11 protein-coding genes are annotated in these 12,525 nt (G+C 59.3%); 7 read left to right on the top strand and 4 right to left on the bottom strand.

Annotated elements, in window-relative coordinates; all coding sequences use genetic code 11:
• Positions 1-7: 7 nt before the first annotated feature.
• Entirely contained in the window at positions 8-1,063 is a 1,056-nt protein-coding gene (locus tag L53_RS01360; RefSeq protein WP_034810855.1) for a hypothetical protein, read from the top strand.
• Positions 1,064-1,075: 12 nt separating this feature from the next.
• Here the strand turns inward: L53_RS01360 and L53_RS16920 are convergent, their stop codons facing one another.
• Positions 1,076-1,246: a hypothetical protein gene (locus L53_RS16920; protein WP_156947775.1), complete on the bottom strand. Its 171-nt coding sequence runs from the start codon at positions 1,244-1,246 to the stop codon at positions 1,076-1,078.
• A 154-nt stretch (positions 1,247-1,400) separates the two neighbouring features.
• Positions 1,401-2,474 (bottom strand): class I SAM-dependent methyltransferase, encoded by a 1,074-nt coding sequence (locus L53_RS01355; RefSeq protein ID WP_034810853.1) that lies wholly within the window; start codon positions 2,472-2,474, stop codon positions 1,401-1,403.
• Between the two features lie 118 nt (positions 2,475-2,592).
• On the opposite strand from L53_RS01355, the gene L53_RS16080 reads away from it, so the two are divergent.
• Positions 2,593-3,321, top strand: coding sequence for a hypothetical protein (locus L53_RS16080; RefSeq protein ID WP_051607435.1), 729 nt, complete (start codon positions 2,593-2,595; stop codon positions 3,319-3,321).
• A 9-nt stretch (positions 3,322-3,330) separates the two neighbouring features.
• Here L53_RS16080 and L53_RS01345 read toward each other — a convergent pair whose 3' ends face one another.
• Positions 3,331-4,059 (bottom strand): TlyA family RNA methyltransferase, encoded by a 729-nt coding sequence (locus tag L53_RS01345; protein ID WP_034810851.1) that lies wholly within the window; start codon positions 4,057-4,059, stop codon positions 3,331-3,333.
• Positions 4,060-4,125: 66 nt separating this feature from the next.
• Here L53_RS01345 and L53_RS01340 point away from each other — a divergent pair, with 66 nt between their 5' ends.
• The 5 genes from L53_RS01340 (at position 4,126) to L53_RS01320 (ending at position 11,857) form a co-directional block, all read left to right on the top strand.
• Positions 4,126-4,719 (top strand): superoxide dismutase family protein, encoded by a 594-nt coding sequence (locus L53_RS01340; protein WP_034810849.1) that lies wholly within the window; start codon positions 4,126-4,128, stop codon positions 4,717-4,719.
• A 124-nt stretch (positions 4,720-4,843) separates the two neighbouring features.
• The gene (locus tag L53_RS01335; RefSeq protein ID WP_034810847.1) at positions 4,844-6,358 is read left to right on the top strand and encodes an amidase family protein; all 1,515 of its coding nucleotides are present in this window, start codon (positions 4,844-4,846) and stop codon (positions 6,356-6,358) included.
• Between the two features lie 6 nt (positions 6,359-6,364).
• The gene (locus L53_RS01330) at positions 6,365-7,375 is read left to right on the top strand and encodes a zinc transporter ZntB (RefSeq protein ID WP_084332956.1); all 1,011 of its coding nucleotides are present in this window, start codon (positions 6,365-6,367) and stop codon (positions 7,373-7,375) included.
• A 178-nt stretch (positions 7,376-7,553) separates the two neighbouring features.
• A complete protein-coding gene (locus L53_RS01325; RefSeq protein ID WP_034810846.1) occupies positions 7,554-8,630 on the top strand; it encodes an efflux RND transporter periplasmic adaptor subunit in 1,077 nt (358 codons plus the stop codon).
• Positions 8,627-11,857 (top strand): efflux RND transporter permease subunit, encoded by a 3,231-nt coding sequence (locus L53_RS01320; RefSeq protein ID WP_034810845.1) that lies wholly within the window; start codon positions 8,627-8,629, stop codon positions 11,855-11,857. Before L53_RS01325 ends, L53_RS01320 begins: the two co-directional genes overlap by 4 nt.
• A gap of 197 nt (positions 11,858-12,054) precedes the next feature.
• On the opposite strand, the gene L53_RS01315 is transcribed toward L53_RS01320, so the two are convergent.
• The gene (locus L53_RS01315; protein ID WP_051607433.1) at positions 12,055-12,489 is read right to left on the bottom strand and encodes a PH domain-containing protein; all 435 of its coding nucleotides are present in this window, start codon (positions 12,487-12,489) and stop codon (positions 12,055-12,057) included.
• Between the last annotated feature and the right edge of the window lie 36 nt (positions 12,490-12,525).

The raw sequence follows: 12,525 nt of genomic DNA, 5'->3' as shown, positions 1-12,525 counted from the left end.
TGGCGTAATGGGTGGCGTAGAAGTTTTCGGCATCATTGGATTTATGCTGGCGTGCTACGCCGTCGTCGCGAATGATTCGATCCAGACACTGGGGACGTTCCTGTCCTCGAACGCAAAGCGTCCCTGGTGGGTCCTTTGGATTTTTGCCAGCGCAATTTTGCTGGCCGTGCTCTTTTACGGGTATTTCAATGGTCAGGGAGACGTTGCCTACGAACGTCTCGACAAATTGTCTGTGCTGCCCGGTGAAGGGGATCGCACCGCGGTGCTGATGCCCGGCATTCAATGGTGGCACGCCCTGCCTCCACTGGTCCTGCTATTCCTGACTCGATTTGGCATCCCTGTGTCGACGACCTTCCTGGTGCTGACCCTGTTTGCCTTGTCGGGCGGGTCTGCCAGCGATGGCATCCTTGAGAAAATGATCATCAAGTCGGCAATGGGCTATGTCGTGGCGTTCGCGTGCGGCGCTGTGATCTGGATAATAATTTCCCGCACGTTCGAGCGTTGGGTCTTTCATACGAAAGACGAATTGCCTTGGCCCTACTGGATCACATTCCAGTGGCTGACGACGACTTTCCTCTGGTCACAATGGCTGATGCAGGATCTGGCGAATATCTTCGTTTACCTGCCGCGGACGGTTACAGTCACTGGTGACGAGACGCATGTGGCCTTCTCGCTCGGCTACGTCATTTTCGGCGCAGTCCTGCTTGTGGCCATCCAAGGCTACATCTTCGCCACGCGCGGCGGCCAGATTCAGAAGATTGTGGAACGCAAGATCAATACGGTGGATGTCCGCGCCGCGACAATCGTCGACCTGATCTACGGAATCATCTTGTTCCTGTTCAAAGAGGTCAGCAATGTGCCGATGAGCACGACTTGGGTATTCCTTGGCCTGTTGGCCGGTCGCGAACTCGCGATCTCCTACGTCGCGCATCTGCGCGAAAAGAATGAGGCCGTGAAAGACGTTCTCGGCGATGCCGGACGTGCCTTCCTCGGCCTCATTATTTCGATCATTCTGGCTTTTGCCATGCCCCTCATGGGGACAGGTAAGCTTCCGAGCTTCTAGCCCCGTTGGCGTTTAGGCGAACAGGTTAAAGATCGGATCGAGCGCGATCGCGAGACTTACCCCGACGACGCCTGCCAGTGCCAGCATGGCTCCCCGCAGGACGCGCAGGCTCGACTCGTTGAGGGTCAGGTCCCTGTGCGCCAGCCAGGAAACGTGATTATCATTATGATCTAGGACTGCCATAGGTAGCTCCTTTCATTCCTGGTATATAGTTCGTGTCACATGACCGTAACGTAACTGTCATATTACTGTCATGTTCCATTCGCGCAAATCAATATTTTTTCATCCAGGATTAAGCAGCGCCCGCATCTCTGGAAAAAAGTTTTATTTCAAGGCGTTATGTTGATAGCCGGAAGGTGCTGATTTTTGTAAGAAATGCCAGTGACTGCGTTTCAGGCACCAATCCTGCCAAATCGCATGCTTGTACGGCGTCCCAGGACAGATAGCTCTTGTAGTATGGCTCGTGGAAACCGTGGGGAAAATATTCCAACAGTCCATCAAGGTCCGAATAGTCTCCAAATTGCGCGCTATCTGCCAGGACAAACAGACCGCCCGGCTTCAGGACTCGTCGAATTTCCGCCAACACCTTCTCCCTCACGCGGGGCGGCAATTCGTGGAACAGGAAAATGGAGACCACCATATCGAGGCTATTGTCCTCTACGGCCATCGCCTCGGCCGCCTCGTGCAGGATCTCTACCTGTTTCCACGGTTTCAGACGTGTGCGGGCGGCGTCGGTATAGGTCGGTGACAGGTCCAGCCCGCTCGCCATTAACCTTGGATATACCTGCATCACTTGCGACAGGAAGCGGCCATTGCCGCACGCCACATCCAACAGGCTGACACCGCGTTGGTCGCGTCCCCTGAGCTCTCGTGAAATCTCGGCCAGAACGGCGCGGCGCATCGCATCTGCTGTGCCAGTAAACAATGCTTCGACCTGAGTGTCATAGATATCGGCGCTGTCCTCGGTAAACCAGCCGCCGGACTGATAGTGGAAATTCTGGAGATAGTAGGCGGGATACCGGTTATGCCCGTCGGTCACTTGTTGCCGTACTTCCGTTCCATTGCGTTCCAATCGGCGCCGATCAACGTCCTCGACATCTTCCCGGAAAGCCCGCGCCGATCTCAACGCTTTCGGCAAATCCTTCAGGCGCACATCCGATGGCGCTGGATACAGCCCTGCCTCAACATTCAGGCGGTCCTTGATGAACAGTTCGAAATAGGCTCGGCGCAGGACAGCAAGGTCGGGCTGGCCTCGGGTGGGCTGGAACGCTGGTTCGCCCGGGCGATCAAAACCACTGGCACGCCGACGCGCCGCGCTCATCTGCGCGCCATACCAAGCCGACCGCAGCCCTTGTGCAGCGGCGTAACGCGCCCGACCGGCGGTGCGGGTGGCGATGTCGAACACTCCCATATATTCAATATGTGGTCAGGTGTACCCGGCGTCCAGTTTTCACCTACTGTTCAGGTTCGGCCCGGCAGTATGCTAGTCTGACACTGGCGGGCGTGTATCCGCGACAAGGAGTATTGCGATGAAATCCCAATCGCTGTTGATCGGTGCGCTGGCCATGGCCAGCCTTGCCATACCAGCCACGGCCTCGGCCCAAAGCGGATATGGCTACACCTATAATCCCCCCGTACAGAACGTCCAATGCGAGCGCCAGCGCAAGGATGACCAGTTTGCGGGTGTGCTGGTCGGCGCCATTGCTGGCGGCCTGATCGGCGGTGCGATTGGCAATAATGTGGATGATGGTGACGCATACCACTACCGGGGTCACAGAGGGTATCGGGGCCATAGAGGCTATCGCGGTCATCGGCGTCACGGCGGATACCATCATGGCAACGGAAACTCTGATGAAGTCGCTGCGGGCGCCATTCTTGGCGCGATCGTGGGCGGTCTTGCTGGCGGAGCCATTGCAGAAGACACAAGCCGACCCTGTAAGGTTGCAACACCTTATGGATCGGCCACGAGCGGTACCTATCCAGCCGGCGGCATTCCGCGCACGACCGACGGCCTGTATGGCGGACCGGAGATCATGAACTATCCCAACACGCCGCCGCCAAGCCGCACATATCCGGCGTCAACGACTGCGGGACCGACCCTGCCGCCCCAACCGGGCACAGATATCGAGTGCCGCACGATTGAGCGCGAAACGCGGCTGCCCGATGGTCAGGTCATCCGCGACCCGATCACCGCATGCCGCGATCCCTATGATGGCACATGGGAGATCAATGACGGTTTCGGGGACGAGAACTACTAGGCGCCGGAACTAGGTTCGCACCGCATAAAACAGGCGTTCTGCATTGCCGTCGCCCCCGGTGATAGGGCTTTGCGTCCATGACTGGATTGGCCACCCCTGCCCCGCCATCCATTCCGCAAAAACGGCCGCCGCTGAGTCTGCCTTTTCGGAATCTGTGACCAGTCCACCCTTGCCGATGTGCTCCCGACCAACCTGGAATTGCGGCTTGAACAGGCCGACAATTTCCGCCCGCTCAGCCGCGAGCGACAGAGGAACGGCCAGCAGCTTTTCGAGCGCAATGAAGCTCGCATCGCATACGAGCAAGGAAGGCGTGTCGCCCAGCATCCCTCCGGTCAGGGTCCGGGCGTCTTGAGCTTCCAGGCTCGTGACGCGGTCCTCATCGGAAAGAGAGGAGTGAAGCTGGCCTCGCCCGACATCGACCGCGACGACATGCGTCGCACCGGCCCGCAACAGCACGTCTGTGAAACCGCCTGTGGACGCCCCGATGTCAAGGCAAACGCGCCCAGCCGGATCAACGCCAAAAGCGCTCAGGCCGTGCGCCAGTTTCAATCCTCCTCGCGATACGTAAGGGTGCGCCGGTTGTGCCTCGATGCGGTCGTCGCGTGACAGCATTTGCGATGGTTTGGTTACCACGACGCCGCCAGCCGTCACATTGCCTGCCTCAATCGCGGCGCGCGCAGAGGCTCGGCTGTCGAACAACCCCAGACTAACGAGCAATTTATCCGCGCGGTCCTTCACGACATGGAGCCTTCCTGCCAAATAGACGTTACGCCTATATCAGAACCCCGCTGACAGGAGACCCCCATGATCACTCGAACTGCAATCGCCTCACTCGCCATCGCCCTTGCCGCTTGCGGACAGCAAGGCGCGACCCCGCAGGAGATGCCCGACAGCGACAATGGATTGCCAACGACAAACGAAATGCCCGGGCCGGATGAGGGCGTGTTCCCGTCCATGATGACCGCGACGGCCTCCATCATTGGCGCGGAAGGCACGGAGATCGGCACCGCGAATTTTCTCGATGGTCCGAATGGCGAAATGATTCGTGTTGAACTCAATTCCGGCAGCTTGACGCCCGGCTGGCACGGCATCCACTTACACGGCACCGGCACGTGTGAAGATGTTGGCGTGTTCAAGGCATCCGGTGGTCATCATGGAAAGATCGAAGGTGCGCATGGCCTGCTCAATCCGAAGGGACCGGAAGCCGGCGACCTGCCAAATATCTGGGTCGCGGAAGATGGTTCGGCCGGATATGAGGCGTTCACACGCCTGACCGCACTCGACTCCCTGTTGGATGAAGACGGCTCGGCGCTCATCATCCATGAGGCCGAAGACGACCACATGACCCAGCCTATTGGCGGCGCCGGTGCGCGAGTGGCGTGCGGCGTTATTCAATAGGCACCACCAGATCAGAAATATTGAAAAGCCGCGCAATTTCGCGCGGCTTTTCCACGATTTGGTGGTTGCGAAATTCCAATTCCCGTTACAGGCTTCGCTAAAAATGGGAATTGGGAGGAATAGAATGACTGGATTTTCACGGCGGGAAGCTCTGCTGGGCGGGGCAGCCATCGCGACACTTGCGGCATGTGGACAAACGCCGAGCGACGCCGCGGCCACCGTGCCGACAGGTCCCGTGGCAGCAAAAGCGGTCCCACCAGCCGGTTGGGAAAGCGGTCTCACCATCGCCGCCCGAATTGCCTCCGGCGAAACCACTTCGCTCGCTGAAACGGAAAAAGCCATCGCTCGCGCCAAGGCCGTGAATGGCGATCTCAATGCGATCGCCACCGACAGCTTTGACCAGGCCTTGCGCGACGCAGCCGCCCCCGCGCCGGGAACGTTCAGTGGCGTGCCCACATTCATGAAAGACCTTGTCGGGTGGAAGGGCACGCAATCCATGTGGGGTAGCCGCGCTTTCGTGGGCAATATTTCCCAGGAGGATTCCCCCTTTGCCGCAGCGTGGAGAAAGGCAGGCGTCGTTTCTCTCGGTAAATCCACGACACCCGAAATGGGGCTCATTTCATCAACCGAGCCGCTCGTAACAGGCCCGACCCGCAATCCTTGGGACCTATCCCGAATTCCGGGTGGATCCTCCGGTGGCGCAGCCGCCCTCGTGGCCGCACGTGTCGTCCCGTTCGCGCATGCCAGCGATGGCGGCGGATCCATCCGCATTCCCGCTTCTACGTGTGGTGTTTTTGGGCTGAAGCCATCACGTGCCCGACTGGACAAGCGGGACGCGGCCAACGCTCCGCCCGTCGATATCTCGGTCAACCATGCCGTGACCATCACGGTGCAGGATTCCATTGAGCTGTTTCGTGTGGCGGAGATCAATGACGGGACCTATGCACCGCTGGGAGATATATCGACCCTAAACCGTCCGCTACGGATCGGCTTCGCACCTGACTCGATCAGCGGCACACGCGTATCCCCTGAAACCACCGCAGCGCTTGAGGACGTCGCTCAGCTCTGCCGCGATTTGGGCCATGAGGTGATAGGTTTCAAAATTCCGCTCGACGGCAAGGAGTTCACTGACAAGTTCCTCCTCTACTGGGCTGCTGGCGCCGCTGAGTTCACCCAGCAGGCCAGTGCCTATTCCGGCAAGCCAGTCGGTCCCGACATTGTTGAACCATGGACGCTCGGCCTGGCTGCCATGTTCCAGGCCCGACAGTCGGAAATGGAAGACACAATCACGTATCTCAAGGCATTCGAAGCCGTCTATGACGACTGGTTCAGCGACATGGATGTGCTACTCACACCCGTAACAGGCAGCCCCGCCGTACCGATTGGCGAACAGGCCCCGGATGGAGATTTCGACGCCGTCATGGAGAGTGTTCTGAACTTTGCCGCTTTCACTGCGCCGATGAACGTTGCAGGCGCAGCCTCGATGAGCGTGCCCTTGTCATGGTCGTCGGGCGGCCTGCCGATCGGCTCCATGTTCTCTGCCAAACGGGGCGAGGATGGCCTGCTGTTTGAACTGGCCATGCAGCTCGAAATGACACGCCCCTGGATTGCGCGCACGCCGCCAGTCTCGGCGCTCTGATCCTGCATGGTGTCGCCCGCTGTTTCCTCAACTGACGCAATGACGGCGCCGCTGGTCTTCGGCTACGGAATGGCGGCTGACGGCACGATCGCATCGCTGAACTGGGAGGATGTGACCTCCGGCCGGTTGAACGAGTTCAGTCGCCACTGGTTGCACCTCAACCGTTTGTCGTCGGAGGTGAGAACCTGGCTCGCTCGCCAGAGCGGACTGGACCGTATCGCCACCGAGGCACTGCTTCAGGAAGACACTCGCCCGCGCTCGACCCGGCATGGTGCAGGTTTCCTGATCAATTTGCGCGGCATGAACCTGAACGAAGGCGAAGCACTGGAAGACATGCTGGCTTTGCGCATGTGGGCCAGTGAAAGCTCTCTGATCACGTTGCGCGCCAAACCCATCCAGGCGACGCGCGATGTCGAACAAAAAGTCAAAGAGGGCAATGCGCCCAATTCTACAGGCGGCCTTGTTGCCGCACTTGCCGATGCGTTGACCGACCGGATGGAACCGGAAGTGTCGCGTTTCGATGAACAGGCGGACCAGTTCGAGGATGATCTGCTCGATCCTGGCACGCGTCTGCCGCGCTCGAAACTGTCGGAGTTGCGCCGCCGCGTATTGCAGGTACGTCGCTATATTTTGCCCCAGCGCGAGGCGCTTTCCCAACTCGTCCGCGAAGGCACCCAGTCCGGCCTGTTCTCCGATCACGATCTGCTGTTCCTCCGCGAGTCCGCTGATCGGGTCACACGGCTGGCGGAAGAACTCGACACGATCCGGGACCGCTGCACCGTGTTGCAGGAACAGGTGATAGAGGAGCGCGCGGAAGTGATGAACCAACGCCTCTTCGTTCTGTCGATCCTGTCAGCGGTCTTCCTGCCGATCAGCTTTGTGACGGGCCTTTTCGGCGTAAATGTCGGCGGCATGCCGGGGGTTCAAAGCACTGGCGCATTTGCCATCCTCGTCGGAGCTCTCGCAGTGGCGACGATCCTGATGCTGGCTATCTTCCGCTGGCGACGCTGGATCTGATTCTGCCCACGCTGATCGCGGCATTTATTAATCACACCTTGCACTGAAACCCGAAATCTGCGCGCCAGCTTTGCCGGATTGCAACAATCGGCTGTTAACTATGATCGAGCGGCGACCTTATTCAGGCGACGCCGCGCCCTATATCTGATACAGCGCCAGCCGTGCGAAAGACTGAACCGTGAACCGATCCTTAAAAATTGCCATCGCTATCTTTGTGGGCCTATTGGCCTGGTTCGTGATCCGGAGTGTCATTCGGGGCGACATCAGCACGCAGCATGAAGATGTTCGACTGGAAGCCAGCGAGGTCGCGCCCGAAGCGGTCACTTTCACGGTTTCGGCACAAACTCACGGCATCCGCCTCAAGGCCAAGGGACTTACGGCCCCTGATAAATCGGTGACGGTAAAAGCTGGAACCGCGGGCAACGTCACATCGACGCCCGTACGTGAAGGTACGCGCGTCTCACGAGGCACGCTGCTCTGCGGGCTGGATGTTGAAGCCCGCGCCGCCCGTCTGGAAGAGGCCGAAGCTCGCCGCGACGCTGCACGGATTGATTTCGAGGCGGCAAGAACCCTGGCCGAAAAGGGCCTGGCCCCCGCCAATAATGAAGCCTCTGCGAAGGCAGCTCTCGACGCTGCAGAAGCCTCGGTGAATGCCGCGCGGGTGGAACTTTCCAAGACGCAGATACGGGCCCCGTTCGACGGTATCTTTGAAAACCGCCTCGCCGAGGCGGGTGATTATCTTTCACCCGGTCAGCCTTGTGGCACCATGGTCGACATGGACCCGGTCATTGTCGCCGTCGAAGTGGCCGAGGCCAATGCTGGCCAACTGACGACTGGTATGACTGGGACAGCCCGCCTGCCCAGCGGCAAGACCTATCCTGCGACACTGCGCTATGTCTCACGCACGGCTGACGAGGGCACACGTACCTTCTTGATCGAAGGTGAACTCGACACGGGTGACGATCCGGTCGCTGCGGGTGTCACTGCAGAACTCTTTATTCCAATGGGCGAAGTTCCCGCTACGCTGATCTCTCCCGGCCTTCTGACCTTGTCAGACGCTGGCGAACTCGGCGTACGCTATGTTGACGACCAGAACACGGTACAGTTCGCGCCCATCAAAGTGATTGATGAGACGCCTCAGGGCGCGTGGGTCACAGGCCTGCCTGCTACTGTCAGACTGATCTCGATTGGCCAGGACTATCTGGCTGAAGGGGTCGAAGTGAAACCTGTTCCCCAAGGCGGTGCCCAGCCATGACCCAGATCGTCGAGGGTGCCATCGGCCGTGCGCGGATGGTGTTGTCCATCCTGATCTGCGCCATCATTGCCGGTACGGCGACGTATATCGGATTGCCCAAAGAAGCGGATCCGGACATTCCAATTCCTTTTGTTGGCATCACGGTGCCGCTGGCTGGCGTGACGCCGGAAGATGCCGAGCGCCTTCTGGTCAAACCCATCGAACAGGAAATCCAATCTCTTGAAGGGCTGAAAACCTTTATCGGCATCGGCGCAGAGGGCGCTGGCCAACTGGTTCTGGAATTCGAAATCGAAACCGATGTCGACCAGGCAGTGTTGGACGTGAAGGACAAGGTCGACCTTGCCAAGCGTTTCTTCCCGGCTGATGCACGCGAGCCCATCATCACCGAGGTGAATGCTTCACAATTCCCGATCATGGTCGTGAACCTGTTCGGCCAGGCGCCTGAGCGCGGACTGAACCAGATCGCCGAGACCCTGCAGGACATGCTGGAGCGCAATCCGGGCGTGCTGGAAGCCAACATTATCGGGCAACGCGAAGACGTGCTCGAAATCGTCGTCGACCCCGTCAAACTCGAAACTTACAATCTGTCCTATCAGGACATCTACGCCGTCGTGACCGCGAACAACCAGCTCGTCCCGGCTGGCCAGATCGACACCGGCGAAGGCAGCTTTGCGGTCAAGGTACCCGGCCTGATCCGATCCGCCCAGGATGCGCTCAACCTGCCGGTCAAACGCTCTGACAATGCCACGGTGACCCTGTCGGACGTGGCCGAAATTCGCCGCACCTACAAGGATGCAACCGGCTACGCGACGTTCAACGGCCAACCCTCCCTGCAATTGCAGATCGTCAAACGCTCCGGTGCCAACATTCTCGACACGGCAAATTTCGTGCGCGACACCGTCGCGGCCCAGCAGGAAAGCTGGCCCAGCACGGTAGATGTCCGCATCACATCAGACGCCTCGGAACTGATTGGGGATCAGCTGGGACAACTCCAGAACTCGATCATCACCGCTGTCATGCTGGTGATGATCATCTGTGTGGCCGCACTTGGTTGGCGTTCCGCGCTGCTGGTGGGTATCTCCATCCCCGCCTCCTTCGTGATGGCGTTCCTGCTTCTTGGGGCATTTGGTTACACGATCAACATGATGGTCATGTTCGGCATGGTCATCGCGGTAGGTATTCTGGTCGATGGCGCCATTGTCGTAACCGAATATGCCGACCGCAAAATGGCCGAGGGCCTCGACCGAAAAGAGGCTTACGGCATGGCCGGCAAGCGAATGTTCTGGCCAGTGGTTGCATCGACCGCGACAACCCTTGCGGCTTTCATTCCATTCCTGTTCTGGAACTCAATGCCTGGCAAGTTCATGGCCTATTTGCCGATTACGCTGATTTTCGTCTTGTCGGCGTCGCTGGTTATGGCGCTGATCTTCCTGCCGGTGCTCGGATCGGTGATCGGCGCACGGCCGGACGGCACCGATGAAAGCCTTGCGGCATTGGCGGCAGACGCCGATCCATCGGAAGCCACCGGTTGGCTCGGCGGATATGTTCGCCTGCTGAAAGTGCTGCTGGCGCGCCCTTTGGCTGTGACAGGCGTCGCCATTTCCGGGGTCATGATGATCTTTGTCTGGTTTGGCTCGACACCGCACAAGACCGAACTGTTTCTGGATGTCGAACCGGAACAAGCCTTTGTTTTCGTACAGGCTCAGGGCAGCCTCTCCACCGCGGAACAGCTTTCTCTCGTCAAACGGGCCGAAGTGGCGATTACCGGCATGGACGGCGTTGAAGACATCTCGACCGAAGCCGGCGCCTCCGGTGGCGCGATCTTTTCGCCTGACGGATCGTCCAGCAAGCCGACCGACACGGTTGGGCAGCTACTGGTCGACTTGGCCACGGCAGATGGCGTGCACAATGGCCGCCGCACACTCGCGAACATCCGCACCCGGCTGGCTGAAATTCCTGGCCTTCGCTTCGAAATCGCCGCCCGCGAACAAGGCCCACCCTCGGGCAAGGACATTCAGATCGCTCTACTCTCCGAGGATGCCGCCTCCCTCAATTCCACTGCGCGCATGATCCGCAACTACCTCGATTCCCGACCTGACCTGCGCGAAGTTGAAGACACGCGCCCTCTGCCCGGTATCGAATACCAGCTCGAAGTCGACCGCGCCGAAGCTGGCAAGTATGGACTGGACATCAGCCAGGTCGGCGCAGCCGTGCAGCTGATTACAAATGGCGTGCTCGTCGGTCGCTATCGGCCGGACGATGCCAATGACGAAGTCGACATCCGCGTCCGCTTCCCACAGGCAGACCGCAGCGCCAGCGCAATTGACGATCTTCGTATCGCCACGCCGCGCGGCAATGTTCCGCTCTCATTGTTTGTCGAGCGCGTGCCCGCCCCGCGGGTCAGCCAGATTACGCGCCGTGATGGAGCCCGGGTGGTGGATGTCCGCGCCAATGCCGTGGAACAGGGTGCAGGCGCTGCGATCGTCGAAGAGGTCAAGGCCTGGGTTGCCGAACAGGATATTCCCGGCACGGTCGAAGTGCGCTTTGAAGGCGCGGATGAAGATAGCGCCGATGCGGCTGCTTTCTTCCAAGGAGCCCTGCTCGCCATGCTGTTCATGATGGCCATCATCCTGCTGTGGGAGTTCAACAATTTCTGGCAGGTCTTCCTGACCCTGACGGCCGTAATCATTTCGACCGCTGGTGTGCTCGTGGGTATCCAGCTTGTCCTGCCTTACGTTTCCCAGTTGATGATCGGTACGGGCATTGTCGCGCTCGCCGGGATCGTGGTGAACAACAATATCGTCCTCATCGACACGTATAACCGTCTGCTCAGCGATGGCCGCACGCCGGAAGAAGCCGCCGTCGCGACAGCCGCCCAGCGTATTCGTCCGATCCTGCTGACGACCGGCACGACGATCTGTGGCCTGTTGCCGATGATCATCCAGATGAACGTGAACTTCTTCGAAGGCTCGATCAATTTCGGGGGTGCCAGCTCCGAATGGTGGGTACAACTGGCAACGGCCGTGGTATTTGGCCTTGGCTTCTCCACAATCATGATCTTGCTGGTGACGCCTGTCTGGCTGCTTGCACCACACCGTATTCGCCGTTGGGCAGGTCGCCTGAAGGATCGGGTCCGGGGCAAACAGGCAGCGACCGGCAGTATATCCGAACATACCACAGCCAACGAGAACGAGCCGTCTGACCGGTCCCTGCCCGCCGCTGAATAGGAATCCAGATGAGCCTCAGATGAACGCGCCATTCGGTTTGCGTTCGCGTGGTTCATGCGAGAACAGGTCCTGCAGCACCGGGTCAGCCTTCGCCCTTCCGGGCAAGCGCCTCCACCCATCGCGCTTCATGAGGCCGGCCGGACTCCCTCCCCCCTGACCAGGCCCCCGGTGCTGCATATCCTTTCTCGCGAAACAGATCAGCCGACCAGAGGCCCGCCCGGCGCAAGCGCTGTCTGCTTGGACTTTTCCGCTTCAGCCCGAAACCTCTGGGGATGGGCCATGTTGGGGAAGTTGATGTGGGTTTCACCACGCCCATGGACCGACAGTTTTCCGAAGCCGAATATACGCCCCAGGATGCCTTGATTGAGAGAACTGCCTTCTATGGAATCGAGCGTGATCTCCTCGACATTGGCCGACCAAAGCCCGGTTTTCTTCACAACCCGGCGATCTGTCACCACAAACTCGGTCGTGTTCAGCCGGATCATCTGGGCGATAAAATAGAAAATCCCGAAGATGATGATGCCAAAGATGATCAGCATCGCCCATGCCTTGGCATATTCCAGCCAATGGAACTGGCCGCGATAGCGCAGGACCTCGCCCTCATAGAGCCGCTTCTCAAGATAACCGGCCATGACTGCCTCGCCGCTTTGCCTTACCCATCCAATTCG

The sequence above is a fragment of the Hyphomonas sp. L-53-1-40 genome, from assembly GCF_000682775.1.
Classification (GTDB): Bacteria; Pseudomonadota; Alphaproteobacteria; order Caulobacterales; family Hyphomonadaceae; genus Hyphomonas.
This window is presented reverse-complemented; position numbering and strand designations above follow the sequence as displayed.